The sequence below is a fragment of the Kocuria sp. genome, assembly GCF_030538595.1.
Classification (GTDB): domain Bacteria; phylum Actinomycetota; class Actinomycetes; order Actinomycetales; family Micrococcaceae; genus Kocuria.
In genome coordinates this window covers 55164-77290 of the sequence record NZ_JAUNTS010000002.1, presented here as the reverse complement: position 1 = coordinate 77290, position 22127 = coordinate 55164, and the positions used below count along the sequence as shown (strand labels likewise).

Here is a 22127-nt window from a genome sequence, read left to right as displayed (position 1 = left end):
TCTGGCGGGTTCGCGGCACATCTGGCACGTTCGCCACGAATCCAGCCCGTTTGCTGCGGATCGAGTTTGTCTGTGGCGGATCAGGCTTACCTGTGGCGAGTCACGGCAACTGTGACCGACCCCCGTCACGGTCCTGGTGACCGCGCTGCAGAGCCTGCCTGGGGCGAATCTGATCAGGTGCAGGTAGCCCGAGCTGCCGCCGCAGTTCGTCTTCACGCTGCGCTGATCCGGCCCGCACATCCTGCGCTATTCGCAGCAATCGGCTGGCCAGCTTGTTCTCCCGGCCTGTCTGCTGCGCACCGTGTGGCGCTGCTGAGGACTCCCCCGCGGCCGTGAGCTCGGGGGCGGGTTCACGTGATCCCGGCGCCAGCTCGGAAAGCACCTTACGGCCCGCAGCGGAGCCCGCCCACCGTGTGGCCACGGCCCCGGCTGCCGCTCCGGCGGCCAGAAGGGCCAATCTGCCCAAAGCACTCATGAATTCCCCCCGGGTTGTGCACCGTCCAAGAACTCATTGTCATCGGCCAACCTGGCAGCCCCATGGGATTCTCCTGCGCGGTGCCGGGCGCCCCGTACAGGCTGGTCTGCATGATCCGACCCCGGAGTTGAGTCCCCCTCAACAATCTCGGGCTCGATCACCTCGGGAACCTCGGACTCGTGACCCTCGGTGGCTGCACTGTCCCGGGTCTCGGAGGCTCCTGCAGAAGCCGCAGGTGTGTCGAACTCCGTGCCTTCCCACCACGGTCTGGCCGCAGATCTTGGCTCAGCATCCGCGGCACCAGACTCCGGTGCGGTTTCAGCGGCACTGAAGCCGGCGACGTCGTCGTGGGCGGGTGCCGTGGCGGTGCGCATGTTTCGCTCCTGCTGACGCCGGGCGCGTGCAGCTTCCGGGCTGAACGCGCGGCGAACACCCGAGGAGAACGCGGCCACCTTGATGATCGGCTGCCCCACTGTGGAGGCAACCAAGGAGGTCATGGCGGACACGTTGGCGGAAGCATCTGAAACGTTGTCCGTGATGCCGTCCACCTTCTCCAACTGGGAGTTGGTGGTGGCAACGGTGCGCACCACTTCATCAATCAGCGGCTCGGTTTCGTCATTGAGATCACGAATCCAGATGCGCAACTCGTCAAAAACGCGACCCAACTTGATGATCGGAACGGCCAGCAGCGCCACCAGGATGGCAAAAACGCCCGCGGCGATCAGGCCCGCAATATCTCCACCGGTCATGGGCTTGAAGGGCTCCTGTAGCTGGATCGGGCAGCGCACTGCTGTTCGGACGGTGCGCTGCAATGGGCTTGCCGCAGTGGACCGTCTGCGTTGGTCCGGGACCGACGGTGTTAGAGCGGGCGCGTCAATGCGCATCTACTGTAACCAATTGGTCACGATTCTCCTGACATCCCTTGCCGCGCGGACGTTGGAGAATCACGGGCGGTCTTCCGGGCAGCCCGACCGGGCTCATCAGAGCCGTTGGCAAACAAGCTACCCCCGCACCGAGAACGGTACGGGGGTAGCTTGTTTGCCAACGGCGAGCCCGGCGCACGGAGGCGGGGGCCGCCGTCGTATTGCAATCAGGCCAGCCTTTGCAGACCATGCCAGTTGTTGCAATCAGGCCAATCGTTGCAGATCAGGCCATACGGGCGTAGTACTCGACCACAAGCTGCTCTTCGCAGGTCACGGGGACCTCGGAGCGCTCGGGAAGGCGAGTGTAGGTTGCCTGCAGCTTGTCGATGTCAACGTTCAGGTAAGCCGGAACCTTGGGCAGCACGTCCTGGTGCGCGCCGGTGGCGGCAACCTGGAAGGGGACCATTTTCTCGGACTTTTCGTGAACGTGGATCATCTGACCCGGCTTGACCATGTAGGAGGGGCGATCCACACGCTGGCCGTTGACCAGGATGTGACGGTGCACCACCATCTGGCGGGCCTGAGCCATGGTGCGGGCGAATCCGGCGCGCAGGACCAAAGCGTCCAGGCGGGATTCCAGCAACTGGATCAGGTTTTCACCGGTCTGGCCCTCGCGGCGCTTGGCCTCCACGTAGGCGCGGTGCATCTGCTTCTCGCGGATGTTGTACTGGGCGCGCAGGCGCTGCTTCTCCAACAGACGAACCTTGTAGTCCGAATCAGCCTTGCGGCGGGCACGGCCGTGCTCACCGGGACCGTAGGGACGGCGCTCAAAGTACTTCTCGGCCTTGGGCGTCAGGGCGATGCCCAGGGCACGGGACTTGCGCACCTGGCGGCGCGCACGCAATGCGTTGTCAGACACTGATGTGTCACCTTTCATGCGGTGGGCGCTCGTCGTTGTCACCGCTGGTGCGGGAGCAAGGCGGCGAGCGCCGTGAACTGTTCGGTTCGGCCTCCGGGACGTGGATTCGGTCCACGCGGAGAGGTGGGGATCAGCCGCAATCCCACAGAGCTACAGGTCCCAGCTGCACGCATCCAGATGAGTGGTTGAGGCTCACGAAAATGGACATGCGCAGTCGAGGTCCTTGCCGACCGACCGCACAACCATACCAGGCCACCCCCTCCTACCCCTCCCTCCCCTGACTGCCGAGTGTCGGAGTTTGGTCGTTTCAGTGAGCTTGAAACGTCCAAAATCGGACACTCGGCAGGGGTAGGTTCCTCCACAGCTTGGTGATGTGCTCTTGGTTACCCTGTCCACCCCGGATGGCCTGTGGATAACTCCCCGATGTCCAGGCTCCTGCGATTAGCGTCCGGAGCATGCTTCTCATGCCCCAAACACCTCGATTCGCCCAACCCACCGTTCTGCGAGCCGCAGACTGGCCTTCTTCCACCCACGCCATGACCCGCGACCCGCACATGGTGCAGCTGGCCCACGGGCTGTGGGCCCGGTTCGACTCACCGATGCAGCGTTCAGATCTTGCCGACTGGGAGATTGCAGCCTTGGCACAACCTATGTTCGGACCTGGGTCTGCGGTGGCTGGAATCTCAGCTGCGCAAATGTTCGGCATCCCTCTCATGGCTGGAATGCACTGGTTGGACGATGTTCTGCGCGAATCTTCGGCCGCACGCCCCACTCCGCAGCTACCGCAATTAGCCGTACCTGAGAGCACTCGCAACCGGGGACGTACTGAGCTCAGTCTCAGAAGACGACGCCGGGCCCTGTACGACCAAGAAGGCTCCTGGGATTCATGTGTGACCGGTGGCCTGGAAACTCTGCTGATGCTGCAGGAGTGGCTGGTGGGCTGGCGCAGCGTGGTGGCGGTCGACCACGTTCTCTCAAACGTGGTGGACCAGTTCGGCCGCCCCGCGCCACTGCTGCCGGAAACACTCGACCGTCACATGGCAAAAATCCCCAACGGGGCCAGGGGCAAAGCGCGGCTACATCTGGCTGTTGAACGCAGTCGCCCAGGAGTGCGTTCACCGATGGAAACCGTACTGCGCCTGTTCGCTCTGTCTTGCGGAGTGGAAGAACCGATCCACGACTACAGGATTGTGCTGCGTAACGGAAGGCTGGTTTACCTGGACTTGGCCTGGCCTCACCGCAAAAAGGCCCTGGAGTACAACGGTGAAATCCATCAACGCAATTGGCGTCAATATCGTGATGAGATGGGCCGATTTACAGATTTGCGCGACGACGGATGGGACGTGCGCTTCGTCGTCGTTGATGACTTACGGGACACCACGCGTCTGGCCGCCCTGGAGCGTTGGCTCCTACGCCCCTAAGACTCTGCCGAGTGTCCGAGTTTGGTCGTTTCAAGCCCACTGAAACGACCAAACTCGGACACTCGGCAGTCAAGGAAGGAGGGGTCAGTCGACGTCCTCGTCCACCCAGTCGAAGGTCTTGGTCACGGCCTTCTGCCAGTTGCGGAAGTACTTGGCGGTGGTCTCTGCCTCCTCCTGCGGCTCCCAGCGGGTGTCCTCCGCCCAGTTGGCGGCAACATCCTCCGTACCGCTCCAGAAGCCAACCGCGATCCCCGCAGCGTAGGCAGCACCCAACGCCGTGGTTTCCGTGACCTTGGGGCGAATCACCGGGATGCTCAGTTGGTCCGACTGGAACTGCATCAGGAGTTCGTTGGCAGTCATACCGCCATCCACCTTGAGTTCCTGCATGTCAACATCCGAGTCCTTGTTCATGGCCTCGATGACCTCGCGGGACTGGTAGGCCGTTGCCTCCAATGCCGCGCGGGCAATGTGGGACTTGTTGACGTAACGGGTCAGCCCAACCAGGGCGCCGCGGGCGTCGTCGCGCCAGTACGGTGCAAATAGGCCAGAGAAGGCAGGCACAAAGTACGCACCGCCGTTGTCCTCGACCTCCTGCGCCAGCGCTTCCACCTGGGAAGCGTCCGAGAACAAGCCCAGGTTGTCCCGCAACCACTGGATCAGCGAGCCTGTCACCGCAATGGAGCCCTCCAAGGCGTACACCGGGTCCTGGTCGCCGAGCTTGTAGCACACGGTGGAAAGCAGCCCGTGCTCGGAGTGGACCACCTCATTGCCCACGTTCATCAGCACAAAGGAGCCCGTGCCGTAGGTGTTCTTGCCCATGCCCGGTTCAAAGCAGGCTTGGCCGAACATGGCGGCTTGCTGATCACCGAGGATTCCGGAGATGGGAACATCACGCAAAAAGCCTGCCTGCCGGCCGTGGCCGTACACCTCAGAGGAGGAACGAATCTCCGGAAGCATGGACAGCGGAACCCCCATGTCCTCAGCGATCTCCGCATTCCAGTCCAAGGTGTCCAGGTTCATCAGCATGGTGCGGGAGGCGTTGGTGACATCCGTGACGTGAACGCCGCCGTTGGCACCACCGGTCATGTTCCACACCAGCCAGGAGTCGGTGTTGCCGAACAACAAGTCCCCGGCTTCTGCTTTTTCGCGTGCACCCTCAACGTTGTCCAGGATCCAGGAAATCTTGGGGCCGGAGAAGTAGCTGGCCAGCGGCAGACCCACACGGTCCTTGTACTTGTCAGCGCCTTCCTCCCCGCCCAGCTGTTCTGCCAGCTTGGCGGTGCGGGTGTCCTGCCAGACGATGGCGTTGTAGACCGGCTCGCCGGTGTTCTTGTCCCACACCACAGCTGTTTCACGCTGGTTGGTGATCCCGACGGCGGCCAGGTCAGCCGCCGTCAGCTCGGCCACTGCCAGGGCATCAGCCACCACCTTGCGCACGTTGCGCCAGATCTCCTGGGGGTCGTGCTCCACCCAACCCGCTTTGGGGAAGATCTGCTCGTGTTCCAACTGGCCCGTGGACACAATCTCCCCGGCGTGGTTGAAAATGATGGCCCGGGAACTGGTGGTGCCCTGGTCAATGGCCATCACGTACTGGGCTTGATCGTGATCCTTGTTTTCCAGATTGGTCTGGGTCTGGGATTCGGTGCTCATGGGATTCGACTCCTCACGTCGTTGTGGTGGATCGGTTGGGGGTGGTTGTTGCGGGGCGGGCAATCAGCCTGCGGGGAAATTGGTGGCCGGGTACAGCTGGAAGATGCCACCGGCAATCAGTGCGCCAATCAGCGGGCCCACCACCGGCACCCAGGCGTAGCCCCAATCGCTGCCGCCCTTCCCGCGGATGGGAAGGACAGCGTGGGCAATACGCGGCCCAAGGTCGCGGGCCGGGTTGATGGCGTAGCCGGTGGGACCACCCAGGCTGGCACCGATACCAACCACCAGCAGGGCAACTGCCAGCGGCCCCAGCCCGGAGGGGGTGCCGCCGAACATCAGGATCACGAACACCAGCACAAAGGTGGCAATGGCCTCGGTCACCAGGTTCCACGGGTAGGAACGAATCTCCGGGCCCGTGGCAAAGGTCCCCAGCTTGGCGGCCGGGTCCAGTGGTTCGTCGTAGTGCTGCTTGTACGCCACCCAGCACACCACCGCACCCAGGAAGGCACCGAGCATTTCTGCGGCAAAGTAGACCAGGGTGGATGCCAGGCTGACTGCCACACCGGGGGCGTATTCCGCACCGCCGGAGGCCAGGATTCCCACGGTCACGGCAGGGTTCAGATGCGCGCCGGACTGCCAGCCCACATACACGCCGGCAAACACGGCCAGACCCCAGCCAAAGTTGATCAGCAGCCAGCCGCCGCCGTTTCCTTTGGTCCTTCCGAGGAGGTGGTTGGCCACCACGCCCACGCCCAGCAGGGTGAGCATGCCGGTACCCAGCACTTCCGAAACGAACACGGTGCTCAGCGGCACCGCATCAGCTGCTGTCTCCATGGGCAGCAGCCCGGGCAAAGTGATCATGAATCTCTCCTTTGAGTGTGATCAGTAGGGAAAACTTGGGTGTCCTGGGCGCAGCCGCCACCGGCTGCTGTCCATCAGTCCAGATCGGTCAACGACGGCGCCGCGGCCCGCTCCGCTGCCGCTGCGACGTCGTCCGTGGTCAAGGCGGCAGCGTCCTCAGCCGCGCAGCGTGTGCGGTAGTCCTGGATCTCCCGGGTGCGACGCGACGGGTCCCACCCCAATTCCTGGGCCAACAGGTCCGCCACTTCCTCCACAGCCGCCAAGCCGTGATCTGGCTGGTCGTAGGTCATGCGGGTGCGAGTTTCAAAGAGGTCTTCCAGGTGCAGCACACCTTCATGCCGGGCGGCCTGTACCACTTCCGCACGCAGATACTCGGGTGCACCGGTCAACGGCTGCGCCAGATCCGGTTGCTCGGCCACCAGCGCCTCGATCTCCGAGATCCCCGAGCCGTAGCGGTTCAGAAGATGGGTCACGGTGTCATCGTCCCAGCCGTGAGCTGCCGCTATCTGACCCACCTGGCGGGTCAGCGGCAGGTAGCCGTCCGCGCCCTGCAACAGGGTCCGATCCGTGACGGAGGGAAGTTCTTTGGCGCGTTGCGCTCCCAGGGCAAAGTCCACGGCATCTTCAGCCATCACGCGGTACGTGGTCAGCTTGCCACCGGCAATGGCGATCAAGCCGGGCACCACCTCCGCCACTGTGTGTTCCCGGGACACCTTGGTGGAAGCCGTTTCCGCGCCGTTCTTGACGCCAGGTTGCAGCAGAGGCCGCAGGCCGGCAAAGGTACCAATCACATCGTCCCTGGTCAGCGGTTCGTCCAGGACCACATTGGCGTGCTCGATCACGTAATCAATGTCAGCACCTGTGGCCACTGGGGCAGCAATGTCCTGCTCGTAGGGGGTGTCAGTGGTTCCGATGATCCAGTAGTGCTCCCAGGGAATCACGAACAGCACGGATTTTTCCGTCTGAAGGATCAGCCCCACCTCCCCGTGGATACGCTCACGCGGGACCACAATGTGGATTCCCTTGGAGGCCAAGACCTTCAGACCGCCATCGGTCTGAGCCATGTCCTGGGTTTGTTCGGTCCACACGCCAGTTGCCGTGATGACCTTCTTGGCGTGGATGTCAAAAGACGTGTTGGTTTCCAGGTCGGTGACCTGCGCACCGGTGACGTGGCCGTCGTCGTTTTTCAGCAACCCGGTCACCCGCGTCCGGGAGGCAGCCAGTGCGCCGTACCCCACAGCGGTCCGGATCAAGGTCATGACCAGGCGGGCATCGTCCACTCGACCGTCCCAGTACTTGACGGCGCCCACCATGGCTCCGGGCTTGATGCTGGGAAATGCCTTGCTCACACCGCGTTGGCTCAAGTGCCGGTGGAACGGCATGGAAGCCACCTTGGAGCCCAGGTGGGCCAAAGTGTCGTAGAGCCCGATGCCAGCGGTCACGTAAGGGCGCTCCCACACACGGCGGGTGATGGGGTACAGAAACGGGACGGGCTTCACCAGGTGTGGGGCCAGGGTGTAGAGCAAACGTTCGCGCTCGCTGAGGGCTTCTGCCACCAATTTGAAATCCAGCTGCTGCAGGTAGCGCAACCCGCCGTGCACCAGTTTGGAGGACCAGCGGGAGGTTCCACCTGCCCAGTCCTGCGCCTCAACCACGCCCGTGCGCAGGCCGCGTGTGGCTGCGTCCAGGGCAATACCTGCACCTGTGATACCGCCGCCGATCACCAGGATGTCCAACGGTTGGCCGGAAGCCATCTGGTCCAGAGCGTGCTGGCGGGTCTGCGGTGTCAGGTCAGTGGTTCTCACGAAAGCCTCAATCATTGTGCGTGTTGTGCCGTTTGAATGCGTCCTGCGTCACACCATGCAGCCCAAATGCACGTATGCTCAACTTCAATGCACAAACGTGCACCGAGGGGAGAAGGCAGTGCACGACGATTCAGTGCTATACCAGGCAGCAGAGCTCTACTTTGTGCAGGGCATGACCATGGGAACGGTGGCCGAGCGTTTACAAGTCTCCAGGTCAACGGTTTCCCGCATGCTGGCTGAGGCCAAAGAACGCGGCATTGTGACCGTTTCCCTGCGGATGCCGGACAAACCATCCGACCGACTCTCACGCCGCATGAACGAACTTTTTGGAGTCGCCACGCACATTGCCGGAACACCGCGCTCAGCCCACGCGGCTCAACGGCTGGAGGCTGCAACACGCTACGCGGCCAATGTGCTCAACGGATGGGTGACCAACGGGTCTGTGGTGGGTGTGGCTTGGGGTGCCACCACCTCCATGATGGCCTCCCACCTGCACCGCATGGATCTGCGCGATGTCACCGTGGTCCAGCTCAACGGAGCCGCCGGCCCCCGATCCACGGGGGTGGGTTCCTCCACTCCGGTGCTGGCCACCATGGCACGGGCCTTCAACGCGGAGCTCTACCCGTTCCCCACACCGGCATTCTTTGATCACGAACAAACCAGGACTCTGCTGTGGCAGGAGTCTTCCGTGCGGCGGATTTTGGCGGTACGCGCGGCGGTGGACATCGCGGTGTTCAGCGTGGGGGCCTTCCACGGTCCAGTGCTCTCCCAGGTGTATTCGGAAGGCCACCTCACCCAGGAGGCGCTACGCAGTTTGAACCAGAATCGGGTGGTGGGAGACATGTGCACGGTTTTCATCCGCGAGGACGGAAGCTACGCGGACATCACGCTCAACCGGCGCGCCTCCGGTCCCACTCCGTCAGATCTGTCCCGTCTCCCCCGGCGATTGTGTGTGGTCTCCGGTCAACACAAGGTCCGGGGCATTGTGGGGGCACTGCGCTCCGGTGCGGTCACGGATTTGGTGATCGACGACCGTACCGCAGCGCAGGTGGTGAGCTACATCGAGGGCAGCCACAACCCTTGACGTCCCCTTGTCCGCGCCCCGGCTACTTCTTGTTCTTGCCGCCGCGCACAATCTGGCGCAACTTGTCCACGCGAGTGGCCAGTTCCCGGTCATGCCCGTAGGCGGTGGGACGGTAGTAGTCCAGGCCCACCAGCTCATCCGGCGGGTACTGCTGGGGGGCCACCGCGTTGGGAGCGCCATGGGCGTACACGTAGCCTTTGCCGTGCCCCAGCTTCTGCGCACCCTTGTAATGGGCATCGCGCAGATGCAAGGGCACGGGGCCTGCTTTGCCCGCCCGGACATCCGCAATGGCCTGGTCTATCGCGCTGTAGGAGGCATTGGACTTGGGGGCCGTGGCCAACAGAGTGGTTGCCTGTGCCAGCGGAATACGGCCCTCCGGCATCCCGATCAACTGCACCGCCTGGGCCGCCGCCACAGCGGTGTGCAGAGCCGTGGGATCAGCCGTTCCAATGTCTTCGGAGGCGGAAATGATCAGTCGCCGCGCAATGAAGCGGGGATCCTCCCCGGCCTCGATCATGCGGGCCAGGTAGTGGAGTGCAGCATCCACATCGGACCCGCGGATGGATTTGATGAAGGCTGAAATGACGTCGTAATGCTGGTCTCCGTCCCGGTCATAACGCAACACCGCACGGTCCATGGCTTCTGTGGTGTGCTCCACCGTGATCAACGGGGTGTCGGCCGCCTCTGAATCACGGTCCCCGTCAGACTCGTCCGCCTCCACCACCGCGGAGAGTGCAACTGCCGCGGCTGCCTCCAAACCGGTCAGCGCTTTCCGGGCGTCCCCACCGCACAGCTCCAGCAGGTGCGCCCGGGCCTGCGGGTCCAACCGCACCTCCCCGTTCAACCCCCGCGGATCGACGACGGCGCGGTCCACCAGTTCCCCAATGTCTTCCGGTTCCAGCGGCTGGAGAGTCAGCAGCAAAGATCGGGAGAGCAGCGGTGCGATCACGGAAAACGATGGGTTCTCCGTGGTGGCGGCCACCAGAACCACCCAGCGGTTCTCCACACCTGGCAGCAGGGCGTCCTGCTGTGCCTTGGTGAAACGGTGAATTTCATCAAGGAACAGCACGGTGGTCCGCCCGTGCAGATCACGGTCCGTCAGGGCTTGATCCATCACGGCGCGAACGTCCTTGACGCCTGCGGTGATGGCGGAGAGTTCCACGAACTTCCGATGAGCGCCCCTGGCGATGACGTGGGCAATGGTGGTTTTGCCCGTCCCCGGCGGACCCCACAACATGATGGAGCTGGGCCCGGCTGGGCCCCGATCTGCGCCCGCCAAGACCTGTAACGGGGAGCCTGCTTTGAGCAGATGCTTCTGGCCCACCACCTCATCCAAACTACGGGGACGCATCCGGACTGCCAGCGGCGCGGTGGCCCGCGGTGAGGTGGTCACACGGCCTTCCGGGGCGAAACCCGAAGATTCATTGTCCGGGGAGACATCAAAAAGGGAACTGCTCACGCTCTCCAGGCTACTGGTTGCCTCCGACAGCGTATCCAGCAATCTCCTGGCACACAGGAGGATCAATCAGAACGTCCAGTCATTCGCTGGAACGTCCACCACTCACGGGGAACGCCGCGGACGCTGGAGCTCCGCAGAATCCAGCAGCACCGTCACGGGACCATCGTTGACCAAACTGACCTGCATGTCCGCGCCAAATTCACCCGTCTGCACGGATACTCCCAAGTCCTTCAAAGCACTCACGAACTCAGCAACCAGCGGCTCGGACACGGGCCCCGGGGCTGCCGCGGACCAGGACGGGCGACGACCCCGACGGCAATCCGCATACAGCGTGAACTGACTGACCACCAGTACTGGCGCTGCAAGGTCCACGCACGATGCCTCCGCGATCCATTCACCGTTGGGATTCATGCCGCTGAGAATGCGCAATCGCGCGGTTTTGTCGGCCAAAAGGTGAGCGGTGGCGGCGTCGTCGTTGTGAGTGACGCCCACCAAAGCCACCAGACCGGGGCGGCTCAGCCTCCCGGTGACCCGCTGAGTGCCGTCCGGGTCGGTCACGGTGACGCTGGCGGAGCTGGCTCGCTGAAGAAGAACACGCACAGGAGCAAGTTCATCATGCTCGCGGGCACGTTGCAGGTGATTAGGGGCCAACAAGTACCTACGATCCTGGTATGACAGGCGCAGCCCTCACCACCTCCAGCGATTCGCACACGGCTCAGCCCGCGAGCGCCCACACCCGGCGTCGGGACGGGGTGGCGCGGGTGGTGGCGGCGGTGCTGTCTCCGTCGATCCTGGCCAGTGCGGTACTGGTGGTGGCAGGCAGCGTGGACAGTGGTGTTTGGGGGTTCTGGTGGGCGGCTGGCACGGCTGTGCTCCTGCTGGGGGTGCCCATGGCGGTGTTGATTTATCTGTCTCACCGCGGCGTGGTGGATTCGCGGTATGTGCGTAATCGGGCCCACCGTTTTCCGGTGTACGGCGGGGTATGCGTGCTCATCGTGGCGGTGCTTGTGGCGCAACTGACCTACGGTTCGGCGCTCGGGATTCCCCTGTCCGTGACTCTGACTGCCATGTTCTTGCTGTTGGGAGTGGTCACGCTCATGGTGATCACTCTGGTGTGGAAGGTTTCCGCGCACACCGCCATGGCGGCCACCTTTGCCGTGGCCGTCCCCGTGCTGTTGGGAGGCTGGCTGGTGTTCTTCACCTGGGTGATCCCGGTGGCGGTGGCATGGTCCCGGCTGCGCACCGCAGATCACACCTACTGGCAGACGGTGGTGGGAATCTGGATTGGTGTGCTGATCGGCGGGTTCTACGGCCTCATGTGGAGCTGGTGGATCTGAGGTGGCCAGCACTGCCCGAAAGATACGGCCCGATGAGGCTTTCCATGGTCACGGCACACAGCTGGTCCAAGGCTGTGCGATCCAACTCAGCCACGGGCTCCATCTGAATCACGTAGCGGGTCAATGCCACACCCAATAACTGGGACATGGCCACGGTGAATATGGGGCGGGGAACAGCATCCCATCCCAAAGAAGCCAAAGCGCCGCTGATCTTGGTTGCCTGCAGGTCCACCAGGGCGCGTCGACTGTCGTCGTCCTCCCAGGCGCTGCGCAGCACCGCCGAGAATGTCTGCGCAGAATCAGCAGCTTCCCACAGGTCGAAATACCCCCTGACCACCTCCAGAGCTGGGCGTGGTGACGCGCCCAACCGGCCTTGGAGGGAAGCAATCAACGCATCAATTGTTGCCTCGACCTCAGCCAGAACGGCCTCACGATAGAGCTGTTTCTTGCCACCGAAGTGATGTCTGACCATGGCCGCATCCACTCCAGCCTCTGAGGTGATGGCCCGCACGGAAGTGGTGGAGTAGCCGTGCACCGCAAACTGTTTCTGAGCCACCCGTAGGAGCAACTCCCGGGTCTGCGTAGGGCCAGGCCGTCGGCCCGCCCTTTTGGGACTGTCTGTCACTGAAATCACCACTTCCTCGACACTCAGCGGTTGAATTCACCACCTGTAGAATTTATTGTGGCACATGTATCCGAACACAGATCCCCGCTCAACTGCACGGCACTGCCCCAGGGAGCCACCTTGGCCATCTTGCGCCCACGCGAACGATCAGCAGAACAGCTGCGCCCAACACGCCACAACTTGACTGTCTTGACCACGGATTTCGACGTCGCCGCGTACACCCAAGCTGAACCGCAGCCGATCGCCGTTGAAGCCCCAGACCTTGTGTTGAACCCTCAACAGGTCCTCATGTTGCGTTACCTCAGAGAGGTTTTGGCCACCGAACTGGACGACATGCGCGCCATGCTCACTTCCTGGACGGGTCACGAAGCCCGTATCACGGCTTTCCTGGCCACCTGGGCGGTCGAGAGATATTGGAGCACCCGTGCCCTGCGCGACCTATTGGAACTGGCCTCCGCTCCGGCAGCGAAACTACCTGCTGCTTCGCGCCATCCGGTGCAGCATCGCTTGGCCTCCGCCTATAACGCCAGAATCCTGCCGCTTGCGGGCTCCGTGACGGGAACGCTGGTTGGTGAACCCATCACTGCCGGGCACATGGCACGCATGGCCGTGAATCAGGCACTTCTCACTACGGCCACGCACTCCGCGCTGCTGCAGCTGCCGACCGCGGCCCGTACACCCTTGCAGCAGGTTTGTGATCGCCAAGAGATCGCCTTTCAGTTCTTTGCCGCTGAGGCGACGGCGCGTATCCAGCGTTCACGTGCCGAACGCACCTCGGCGGATCTACACCTGCGTTGGCCCTGGCGGCCGTTGTTGCGCAATGGATTACCAATCGCCGGCGAAACCCAGGCCATCACCGCACTGTTTGGCCCGCAGGAGGCCCGGCGACACCTTCTGCGCGCCGAACTCTCCGTGACCCAGAACCTACGATCTCGCCGTTCACCGGCAACCGCACTGGTCAGACGGCACGTGAATCCTCACTCCGAACGGGCGTCATGAATCGCACGCGGCCCACCCCTGACACCGCTTCAGACCGGACCTGGGCCCCCACACATCCCCTTCCCACCAGACAGGACAGTAGTTTTGGCTTTTAACCTTGAACGATTCGCCGAAACCAGTACTCGTGTCACATGGCATGACCTTGATCTACGCACTTTCCGCACGGATCCTCTCGATCACCAGACGTTGCGGTGCCTGCGCTACATGTGCGACGTCGAGTATCACACCTCCTGCTATCTGCGCGACCTCCTGGTCACGCCGTCCTATCAGGAGGAAGCCGCCGGCGCCTTCATGACCATGTGGAACCGGGAGGAGTTCTGGCACGGCGAGGCCCTGGCAGCCGTTCTGGCTGAACACGATGTGACCGTGGACTACAACACGCTGAAAGCCAAGAGGGTGAAGCTTGGCTGGAGTCACGCTCTGCAGCCAGCCAAACACTCGGTGGTCTCCAACCTGGCCGGAACGGACTTTGTAGCCGTCCATATGACGTGGGGTGCTGCCAATGAACTTTCCGCAGTGGCGGCTTACCGCCGGTTGGCCACCATGACCAAGCACCCTACGCTGTCCGCATTACTGCGGCGCATCGGTCAACAGGAGACCCGTCACGTGGCCTTTTACACCACGCAGGCGCGCCAACGACTGGAGGCCTCCGAAAAAGCCAGAACATTCGTGCGCTTTGCCCTGAATAGATTTTGGAAGCCTGTGGGCTCGGGGATCATGTCGGAACCAGAAGTACAGCATGTGATGTCCCACCTTTTCGCTGGTCAAGGTCCGGAGCTGGAAAAACTCGATCAGAAGATTCAGAAACTCCCAGGCCTGACGGATCTCACAGTCTTTCAATCAGCCTTCAAACGCCTTGGCGTCACCATGTGATCTCCGCCCACCCACCGCCATATCCCCATCATCTTTGTGAAATCCCGGGCCTGTATGGCCTTGCAAGCATTCCACCATCCAGAAACGGAAGAAGATCATGACCGTGACAGAACCACCCGTCCCCGGTACAGCACCACCTGGTACTGAAACCGCAGCTGAGCATCCGTGGGCAGCCTCATCCTCCGAAGTATTGGAAGCCTTTGACTCTGCTGACAGTGGCCTGACAACCGATCAGGTTCAGAAGCGCATACAACGCCACGGACGCAACGAGCTCCCGCAGGCGAAGTCCGAGCCGGCGTGGCGTCGATTCTTGCGGCAGTTTCAGGATGTATTGATCTACATCTTGTTGGCGGCCGCGCTACTCAAAGCCGTCTCCAGCGATTGGGTTGACTTCACAGTCATCATGGTGGTCATTCTGGCTACGGGGCTGATCGGGTACGTACAAGAGGGACGGGCAGCCTCAGCGCTGGCCAGCCTACGAGATATGCAATCTCTGGAGGCGCAGGTCAAACGCGATGGGGAGTGGGAGCACGTCGATGCGGCGGAAGTGGTCCCCGGTGACCTAGTGCGGCTGGGACCCGGCGCGCGCATCCCGGCGGACCTACGCATCATCGCAGCGAATAATGTCAAAGCTGACGAATCTGCTCTCACGGGTGAATCAGAAGCCACTGACAAGGATGAACGCTCCGTATCCGTGGAAGCGCAGCTTGGTGATCGGTCCGGAATGCTGTTCTCCGGCACCTTGATCACCACCGGTACAGCCACAGGCGTGGTGGTCGCTACGGGTGGCCACACGGAGATTGGAAAGATCTCCCAGTTGGTGGCCGACCAGGAGAGTATGGATACCCCGCTGAATCGGCAGCTGGACCGATTGGGGAAACAAGTGTCCTTGATCATTCTGGTATTGGCTGCCGCCATGCTTTTGATAGGTCGCTTTGTGCACAACTGGCCCGGGGATGAATTGGTCTCGGCTGCCATAGGTTTTGCCGTTGCCGCTGTTCCGGAGGGCCTACCCGCTTTGGTGACCATCACTCTTGCACTTGGCGTTCAACAAATGGCCCGGCGTCAAGCCATCACCCGCCGCATGGAATCAGTGGAAACGCTTGGTTCCGTGACGGTCATCTGTTCTGACAAAACCGGCACCCTCACACAGAATGAAATGACGGCTCGTGAAGCGGTCACCCGCGATTCAAGCTTCACGGTGGAGGGCACCGGCTACGGGCCGCAGGGGCGCGTTGTGTCACCCGAGGGCAGGGTGGTCGAGCTCAACAACGACCGTTCCTTCGATGCCCTGATTTTGGCTGCAGCGGCCTGTAACGACGCCGAGGTCCGTCCAGGTGAAGACAGCTGGGAACTGGTGGGCCAGCCCACTGAAGGGGCTTTGACCGTCCTGGCGACCAAGGCCTGGGATCCGCAGCAGCAGCAGGAGCAGAGCCAACGCCCCTATGACATTGAGCGCTTGCATCAGGTGCCCTTCGACTCCTTGTACAAGTACTCGGCGACCCTGGACCGCATCACCCCTCACGGCAAGGAGCCGGAAGCGGAATCCCACCTGATGATCCACGTCGTCGGTGCACCAGACCGTCTGCTGGACCGCTCCGATTCGGAGATGACCACGGATGGCGCGCTCAAGAGCCTGGACCGCTCTTACTGGACGGCGCAGCTGGAGGAGTTGTCGGCACAAGGCTTGCGGGTTCTGGCGGCAGCCCGGCGACCCGCTGAGTCGGACGCCGGATTGGAGCGTAGCGACCTGGACACCGGCCTGACCTTCCTGGGTCTTGTGGGGATCGTGGACCCACCCAGGCCTGAGGTAGAAGCAGCCATTCGTAAGAGCAAAGACGCTGGCATCAGGGTGGCCATGATCACGGGAGACCACCCGGGAACTGCCACCGCCATTGCGCGCGAGTTGGGAATCCTCCAACCTGGTGAAGCTGCCAACGCCTTGACCGGGGCGCAGCTGGAGGCCATGACTCAGGACGAGTTGTGCCAAGCGGTGCAGCACGTTTCCGTGTACGCCCGGACGTCCCCGGAACACAAACTCCGCATTGTCCGGGCACTTCAGAGCCAAGGCCAGGTTGTGGCCATGACTGGCGACGGCGTCAATGATGCTCCATCAATCACTCGTGCCGATGTAGGCGTGGCCATGGGTATCAAGGGCACTGAAGCCACCAAAGAGGCGGCCGACATCGTCCTGGCAGATGACAACTTCACCACCATTGAACACGCTGTGGAAGAGGGGCGCCGGATCTATGACAACATCCGCAAGTCCGTCGTCTTCTTGTTGCCATCGAACGGTGCGCAGTCCCTGGTGATCATTGTGGCGGTGTTGCTGGGCTGGACCTTGCCGCTGTCACCGGTCCAGATTCTTTGGGTCAACCTGGTCACAGCCATCACCTTGAGCTTGGCCTTGGCCAATGAGCCTGCGGAGCCGGGGATCATGAACCGACGGCCCCGAGCAACGGACGAACACGTTCTTTCCGCGTCATCGTTGGTCTTGGTGGCGGTGGCCTCCCTGGTGATCGGTGGTGGCGCCATGTATGGATACCTGGTGCAACTTGAACTCACGGGTAGCTCAGAGATTGCCAGCACAACTGCAGTGTTAACCCTTGCGCTTGGTCAGTTGGCATATCTGTTCAATTGCCGGCTGCTCAACACCCATGCCTTCACCAGCAGGGCTTGGACCGGCAACCGGACGGTTTGGATCTCCACCGCCACCTTGGTCGGATTACAGCTGATCTACACCTACGTGCCGTTCATGCATGTGTGGTTTGGATCTGCTTCATTGGGAATCCGCCAATGGGGTACGGCGATCGTGGTGGCCGTGTTGATCTTCCTCATCATGGAGGCAACCAAGGCTGCTGTTCGTCGCTCCACGAGCCAACGAGACACCTGACCTCCCCCTCCCCTCCGCCGAAATCATGGTTTGCCCTAATTTTCGTGCCTGAAATTGCCAGAAACCATGATTTCGGCGGGGGGTGGGTGGAAGGAAGAGAGAGTGGGTTACTGGGGGTCCGGCTTGGTATCCACGCCGGCTTCCTTGCGCTGCTGCGCGGTGATCGCCGCCGGTGCTGCCGTCAGGGGGTCGTAGCCGTTGCCGGTCTTGGGGAAGGCGATCACCTCACGGATGGAGTCGGTACCGGCCAGCATGGCCACGGTGCGATCCCATCCCAGGGCAATGCCACCGTGCGGCGGCGCCCCGAAGGCGAAGGCATCCAGCAGGAAGCCGAACTTCTCCTGGGCCTCCTCCTGGGAGAGCCCCATGACCCGGAACACCCGGTCCTGGACATCGCGCTGATGGATACGGATGGACCCACCGCCCAGTTCCACACCGTTGCACACGATGTCGTAGGCGTAAGCCAGGGCCTCACCCGGATTGGTGTCAAAGGTGTCCAGGTACTCCGGCTTGGGGGAGGTGAACGCGTGGTGCACAGCGGTCCAGGCACCGGAGCCCACGGCAACATCGCCGGAAGCCACGGCATCGGAAGCCGGTTCAAACATGGGGGCATCAACAACCCACACGAATGCCCAGTCTGCATCATTGATCAAACCCGTGCGGTGACCGATCTCCACCCGGGCTGCCCCCAGCAGCGCACGGGAGGGCTTGATCTCACCGGCGGCAAAGAAGATGCAGTCGCCGGGGGCTGCACCGGTGGCAGCCGCCAGTCCGGCTTTCTCCTCGTCGGTGATGTTCTTGGCCACGGGACCGGTGATTTCGCCGTCGTCCTTCAGCAGGATGTAGGCCAGGCCCTTGGCACCGCGCTGCTTGGCCCATTCCTGCCAGGCATCCAGCGTGCGCCGGGGCTGGGAAGCCCCACCGGGCATGACCACGGCACCCACGTACGGAGCTTGGAACACCCGGAATGGCGTGTTCTGGAAGTACTCCGTCAAGTCGGTCAGTTCCAGCCCAAAGCGCAGATCCGGCTTGTCAGAGCCGTACTTCTCCATGGCCTCCGCGTAGGTCATCCGGCGAATGGGCGTAGGGATGTCGACGTCGATCAGCCGCCACAACTCACGCACCAGAGCCTCACCGAGCTCAATGATGTCGTCTTCCTCCACAAAGGAAGCCTCAATGTCCAACTGGGTGAACTCGGGCTGACGGTCGGCGCGGAAGTCCTCGTCCCGGTAGCAGCGGGCAATCTGGAAGTACTTTTCCAGCCCACCCACCTGCAACAACTGCTTGAACAGCTGGGGGGACTGCGGCAGCGCGTACCAGGAGCCCGGTGCCAGGCGGGCCGGAACCAGGAAATCGCGGGCACCTTCAGGGGTGGAGCGGGTCAGCGTGGGGGTTTCGACCTCCAGGTATCCGCGGTCATGCAGCAGGTTGCGAGCCACCCGGTTGACCTCCGAACGCAGCCGCATGATGCGGGCGGGCTCGGGACGGCGCAGGTCCAGGTAGCGGTACTTCAACCGCGCTTCCTCCCCCACCTCCACGTGCTCGTCGATCTGGAACGGCAGGGGTGCTGCCGTGTTGAGCACCGTGACAGTCTCCGCCATGATCTCCACCTGACCGGAGGCCAGATTGGGGTTTTCGTTGCCGTCGGGGCGCCGTTCAACGGTGCCGGTGACCTGCAGGACGTACTCGTTGCGCAGGTGGTCAAAGTCCTCTTCATTGCGCACCACAACCTGGGCCACCCCGGAGGCATCGCGCAGATCCAGGAAGGCCACGCCGCCGTGATCCCGACGACGCCCCACCCAACCCGCCAGGGTGACTGTCTGACCAATGTGCTCGGCGTTGAGTTCGCCAAGGCTGTGTGTGCGCAGCACTGATGAGTTCCTTACCTGTTGCGGTGTGCAGACCGGTGGCGTTTTCCTGGACGACGCCGCAGCGCCCCATTCCAGTTCCACCTGACGGTGTTGTTCACCGCCGGTTCACCGGCCACCCGTAGATTTTCTGTGCCCGAGTCTACAATCCTTCTTCGTGGCCTCAGCGTCCGCAATCCGCGACCAGTAGGGACTGTTGTGCCGTCTTCCTCACACTCCACCCCCACCACCGGGCAGCTGCACCGACGGTTGAGTCTCACCGATGCCACCGTGATCGGGATCGGCTCCATGGTGGGCGCCGGTGTGTTTGTGGCTTTCACCCCCGCTGCCGCCCACGCCGGAAACTGGATGTTGGCCGCGGTGTTCCTGGCTGCCGTGGTGGCCTGGTGCAACGCCACCTCAACGGCCCAGTTGGCTGCCCGCTACCCCAGCTCCGGCGGAACTTACGTGTACGCCTCCAAACGGCTGGGTCCCTGGCCGGGTTTCATGGCGGGGTGGAGCTTTGTCACCGGTAAGACCGCCTCGGCCGCCGCCATGGCCATGACCTTTGGGCTGTACGTGGCCGGATTGTTGAATGCTGCTGGGCTGCTGGCCCGTGAAAACAACCAGCTCTGGGCGGCCGTGTTTGCGGTGGTGGGGATCGTGGCGCTGACCGGGATCAACCTGCTCGGTGTGACCAAGACCGCCACGGTCACCAAAGTGTTGGTGGCTTGTGTTCTGGCGGTGCTGCTGGCGCTGGGGGTGGCCATGGCGGTCGTCGTCGCAGGTGGGGATTCCAGCAGCACGGCCGCACCGGAGCCCACCACGTCCGGTTCAGCCTGGGGAATCTTCCCGGCGGCAGCCATGCTGTTCTTCGCCTTTGCCGGCTACGCCCGCATTGCCACCATGGGCGAGGAGGTCCGCGACCCCGAACGCACCATTCCCCGAGCCATCTTGGGTGCTTTGGCGCTCACACTGGTCTTGTACGCAACACTTGGCGGGCTGCTCCTGGCGCTGCTGGGCCCCGGAACCCTGGCAAATTCGCAGGCCGCGCTGCTCACCGCCGTCGAACATCTGGGGCTCTCCTCCGGTGCCGCCGGAGTGTTGGCCGCAGCCGTCACCGTAGCCGCCGCCCTGGGCACACTGGGGGCGCTGCTGGCTCTGATTGCCGGCATCTCCCGCACCTCCTTGGCCATGGCTCGGGAGCGCGACCTCCCCCAGCCGCTCACAGCAGTGTCCCGCCGTGGCGTCCCCTGGCTTTCCGAAATCACGACGGCGGTGCTGGTCATCGCCCTGGTGCTGCTCACGGATGTTTACACCGTGATCGGGTTTTCATCTTTCGGGGTGCTGCTGTACTACGCGCTGGCGAATCTTTCAGCCCTGACCATGGAGGATCGGCCACGTTGGGCCCCGCGCCTGGTCAATGTGGTGGGTTTGACCGGGTGCCTGGCTTTGGCTTTCGCCCTGCCGTGGACCTCCGTGCTGGTCATGGCAGGAGTCCTGGCCATCGGCCTGCTGGGCCGGGTGCTGCTGCGCCGCTGACCCAACGGGAAAGACCGTGCGCAGTTTGATACCTCATCAGCGCTGATGAGGTATCAAACTGCGCACGGTCTGGCCGGAATCAGGCTTCGGACACACTCACCGTCAGATCCTCGGCCGGAGGCATCCAGGTCTGCGGGTCCGCTGTGACCTGCTCCCCCGAGCGGATGTCCTTGACCTCGTGGGTGACCGCGCCGTCGTCGTCGATGGTGGAGAACCACACGAACGGAATGCCGCGCTTGTCCGCGTACTTGATCTGCTTGCCGAACTTGGCAGCACTGGCGGAGACCTCGCAGGCAATGCCGCGGGCGCGCAACTGCGTGGCCACGTCCTGGGCATCAGCCCAGGAGTCCTCGTTGACCAGGGAAATCAACACGGCCGTGGGCACCGCGCGGCTGGCCACCGCCAAGTTCTGCCCCACCATGCGCGAGACCAAGCGAGTGACGCCGATCGAGAGCCCCACTCCGGGGAAGCTCCGTTTGCCGGAGGTGGCCAGGGATTCGTAGCGGCCACCGGAGCAGATGGACCCCAGCTTTTCGTGGCCGACCAGCACGGTTTCGTACACGGTGCCCGTGTAGTAGTCCAGGCCGCGGGCAATCGACAGATCGGCCACCATCTTGCCCGGCGCGCGGCGCACACCCTCCGCCATGACCTCGGCCAGCTCCGCCAGACCTTCCTCCAGCAGGTCATCGGTCACGCCCAAGGCGCGGACCTGCTCCACGAACCCGGTGTCCTCCGTACGGATCGAGGCCAGTTCCAGGGCAGCGTGGGCCTGGGCCTCCGTGGCGCCCACGGCGGTGCGCAGATTCTGGGCCACCTTCTCCGCGCCGATCTTTTCCAGCTTGTCGATCTCCCGCAGGACCGCGGGGGCGTCCGTGAGCCCGACACCCCGGTAAAAGCCCTCCGCCAGCTTGCGGTTGTTGATCCGCAGCTTGAATTCAGGAATCGGCAGCTTGGACAGGGCATCAATCATGACCAGGGCCAATTCGACGTCGTAGCGGAATGGCAAGGTGCCATCCCCCACGACGTCAATGTCCGCCTGGGTGAATTCGCGTGCGCGGCCGTCCTGCGGGCGCTCCCCGCGCCACACTTTCTGGATCTGATAGCGCCGGAACGGGAAGTTCAGGTGCCCGGCGTTGTCCACCACGTAGCGCGCGAACGGGACGGTGAGATCAAAGTGCAGCGCCAGCTTGCCCTCCTTGGCAACGGCTGCGGCTTCCTCGTCCTCGGCCAGGCGGGAGATTCCGTAGACCTCTTTGTCGATCTCACCCTTGCGCAACAGCTGGTCCACGGTCTCCACGGCCCGGGTCTCGATGGAGGAAAATCCGTGCAGCTCAAAGGTCTCCCGCAGCGTGTCCAGAACGTGCAGCTCCACCAGGCGCTCTTGGGGCAGCCATTCGGGGAATCCGGACAGGGAGGACTTGGAGGCCATGGGGCATTGCTCCTGGAATTGTGTGGGGTGGGGTCTTGCCGACCA

At 63.0% G+C, this 22127-nt stretch carries 17 protein-coding genes and 1 pseudogene; 7 read left to right on the top strand and 11 right to left on the bottom strand.

Features of this window, described 5'->3' with window-relative positions; all coding sequences use genetic code 11:
* Positions 1 to 100: 100 nt before the first annotated feature.
* The 3 genes and pseudogenes from Q4G32_RS02635 to rpsD form a co-directional block, all read right to left on the bottom strand.
* Positions 101 to 475, bottom strand: coding sequence for a hypothetical protein (locus Q4G32_RS02635; RefSeq protein ID WP_303349095.1), 375 nt, complete (start codon positions 473 to 475; stop codon positions 101 to 103).
* A 416-nt stretch (positions 476 to 891) separates the two neighbouring features.
* Positions 892 to 1224: pseudogene (locus Q4G32_RS02630) on the bottom strand (DUF948 domain-containing protein); the annotation flags it as partial.
* 397 nt (positions 1225 to 1621) lie between these two features.
* Positions 1622 to 2275 carry a 30S ribosomal protein S4 gene (rpsD, locus tag Q4G32_RS02625; protein WP_303349094.1) on the bottom strand — a complete coding sequence of 218 codons (654 nt, stop codon included), beginning with the start codon at positions 2273 to 2275 and terminating at the stop codon, positions 1622 to 1624.
* 446 nt (positions 2276 to 2721) lie between these two features.
* On the opposite strand from rpsD, the gene Q4G32_RS02620 reads away from it, so the two are divergent.
* Positions 2722 to 3678, top strand: coding sequence for a hypothetical protein (locus tag Q4G32_RS02620; RefSeq protein ID WP_303349092.1), 957 nt, complete (start codon positions 2722 to 2724; stop codon positions 3676 to 3678).
* A gap of 84 nt (positions 3679 to 3762) precedes the next feature.
* Here Q4G32_RS02620 and glpK read toward each other — a convergent pair whose 3' ends face one another.
* The 3 genes from glpK to Q4G32_RS02605 all read right to left on the bottom strand — a co-directional run bounded on the left by glpK (position 3763) and on the right by Q4G32_RS02605 (position 7994).
* Positions 3763 to 5328: a glycerol kinase GlpK gene (gene glpK / locus Q4G32_RS02615; RefSeq protein WP_303349090.1), complete on the bottom strand. Its 1566-nt coding sequence runs from the start codon at positions 5326 to 5328 to the stop codon at positions 3763 to 3765.
* 63 nt (positions 5329 to 5391) lie between these two features.
* On the bottom strand, positions 5392 to 6162 hold the full coding sequence (locus Q4G32_RS02610; protein ID WP_441327453.1) for an MIP/aquaporin family protein: 771 nt from the start codon (positions 6160 to 6162) through the stop codon (positions 5392 to 5394).
* Positions 6163 to 6263: 101 nt separating this feature from the next.
* Positions 6264 to 7994, bottom strand: a complete 1731-nt coding sequence (locus tag Q4G32_RS02605) for a glycerol-3-phosphate dehydrogenase/oxidase (RefSeq protein ID WP_303349088.1) — start codon at positions 7992 to 7994, stop codon at positions 6264 to 6266.
* A gap of 118 nt (positions 7995 to 8112) precedes the next feature.
* Between Q4G32_RS02605 and Q4G32_RS02600 the strand changes: the two genes are divergently transcribed.
* Positions 8113 to 9078 (top strand): sugar-binding transcriptional regulator, encoded by a 966-nt coding sequence (locus tag Q4G32_RS02600; protein ID WP_303349087.1) that lies wholly within the window; start codon positions 8113 to 8115, stop codon positions 9076 to 9078.
* 22 nt (positions 9079 to 9100) lie between these two features.
* Here Q4G32_RS02600 and Q4G32_RS02595 read toward each other — a convergent pair whose 3' ends face one another.
* Together Q4G32_RS02595 and dtd are read right to left on the bottom strand one after the other, a co-directional pair.
* Positions 9101 to 10537, bottom strand: a complete 1437-nt coding sequence (locus Q4G32_RS02595) for a replication-associated recombination protein A (protein WP_441327447.1) — start codon at positions 10535 to 10537, stop codon at positions 9101 to 9103.
* A 102-nt stretch (positions 10538 to 10639) separates the two neighbouring features.
* Positions 10640 to 11137: a D-aminoacyl-tRNA deacylase gene (dtd, locus tag Q4G32_RS02590; RefSeq protein WP_303349086.1), complete on the bottom strand. Its 498-nt coding sequence runs from the start codon at positions 11135 to 11137 to the stop codon at positions 10640 to 10642.
* Positions 11138 to 11208: 71 nt separating this feature from the next.
* On the opposite strand from dtd, the gene Q4G32_RS02585 reads away from it, so the two are divergent.
* The gene (locus Q4G32_RS02585) at positions 11209 to 11874 is read left to right on the top strand and encodes a hypothetical protein (RefSeq protein ID WP_303349085.1); all 666 of its coding nucleotides are present in this window, start codon (positions 11209 to 11211) and stop codon (positions 11872 to 11874) included.
* Here Q4G32_RS02585 and Q4G32_RS02580 read toward each other — a convergent pair.
* A complete protein-coding gene (locus Q4G32_RS02580; RefSeq protein WP_303349084.1) occupies positions 11852 to 12430 on the bottom strand; it encodes a TetR/AcrR family transcriptional regulator in 579 nt (192 codons plus the stop codon). The two genes, Q4G32_RS02585 and Q4G32_RS02580, sit on opposite strands and share 23 nt — an antisense overlap.
* A 126-nt stretch (positions 12431 to 12556) precedes the next feature.
* Between Q4G32_RS02580 and Q4G32_RS02575 the strand changes: the two genes are divergently transcribed.
* From Q4G32_RS02575 to Q4G32_RS02565, 3 genes are all read left to right on the top strand, one after another.
* Complete coding sequence (locus tag Q4G32_RS02575) at positions 12557 to 13498, top strand: hypothetical protein (RefSeq protein ID WP_303349083.1); 942 nt, start codon at positions 12557 to 12559, stop codon at positions 13496 to 13498.
* Between the two features lie 84 nt (positions 13499 to 13582).
* Entirely contained in the window at positions 13583 to 14371 is a 789-nt protein-coding gene (locus tag Q4G32_RS02570) for a ferritin-like domain-containing protein (RefSeq protein ID WP_303349082.1), read from the top strand.
* A gap of 97 nt (positions 14372 to 14468) precedes the next feature.
* Positions 14469 to 17264 (top strand): cation-translocating P-type ATPase, encoded by a 2796-nt coding sequence (locus tag Q4G32_RS02565; protein WP_303349081.1) that lies wholly within the window; start codon positions 14469 to 14471, stop codon positions 17262 to 17264.
* Positions 17265 to 17371: 107 nt separating this feature from the next.
* On the opposite strand, the gene aspS is transcribed toward Q4G32_RS02565, so the two are convergent.
* Positions 17372 to 19135, bottom strand: coding sequence for an aspartate--tRNA ligase (gene aspS / locus Q4G32_RS02560; RefSeq protein ID WP_303349080.1), 1764 nt, complete (start codon positions 19133 to 19135; stop codon positions 17372 to 17374).
* A 195-nt stretch (positions 19136 to 19330) separates the two neighbouring features.
* Here aspS and Q4G32_RS02555 point away from each other — a divergent pair, with 195 nt between their 5' ends.
* Entirely contained in the window at positions 19331 to 20653 is a 1323-nt protein-coding gene (locus tag Q4G32_RS02555) for an APC family permease (protein ID WP_303349079.1), read from the top strand.
* A gap of 79 nt (positions 20654 to 20732) precedes the next feature.
* On the opposite strand, the gene hisS is transcribed toward Q4G32_RS02555, so the two are convergent.
* Entirely contained in the window at positions 20733 to 22082 is a 1350-nt protein-coding gene (hisS, locus tag Q4G32_RS02550; protein ID WP_303349078.1) for a histidine--tRNA ligase, read from the bottom strand.
* Between the last annotated feature and the right edge of the window lie 45 nt (positions 22083 to 22127).

What these genes read in the sequence shown, in the direction of transcription:
- hisS (WP_303349078.1), bottom strand. Translation starts at nt 22,082, where the DNA reads ATGGCCTCCAAGTCCTCCCTGTCCGGATTCCCCGAATGGCTGCCCCAA.
- glpK (WP_303349090.1), bottom strand. Translation starts at nt 5,328, where the DNA reads ATGAGCACCGAATCCCAGACCCAGACCAATCTGGAAAACAAGGATCAC.
- Q4G32_RS02585 (WP_303349085.1), top strand. Translation starts at nt 11,209, where the DNA reads ATGACAGGCGCAGCCCTCACCACCTCCAGCGATTCGCACACGGCTCAG.
- Q4G32_RS02620 (WP_303349092.1), top strand. Translation starts at nt 2,722, where the DNA reads ATGCCCCAAACACCTCGATTCGCCCAACCCACCGTTCTGCGAGCCGCA.
- Q4G32_RS02610 (WP_441327453.1), bottom strand. Translation starts at nt 6,162, where the DNA reads ATGGAGACAGCAGCTGATGCGGTGCCGCTGAGCACCGTGTTCGTTTCG.
- Q4G32_RS02635 (WP_303349095.1), bottom strand. Translation starts at nt 475, where the DNA reads ATGAGTGCTTTGGGCAGATTGGCCCTTCTGGCCGCCGGAGCGGCAGCC.
- Q4G32_RS02565 (WP_303349081.1), top strand. Translation starts at nt 14,469, where the DNA reads ATGACCGTGACAGAACCACCCGTCCCCGGTACAGCACCACCTGGTACT.
- rpsD (WP_303349094.1), bottom strand. Translation starts at nt 2,275, where the DNA reads ATGAAAGGTGACACATCAGTGTCTGACAACGCATTGCGTGCGCGCCGC.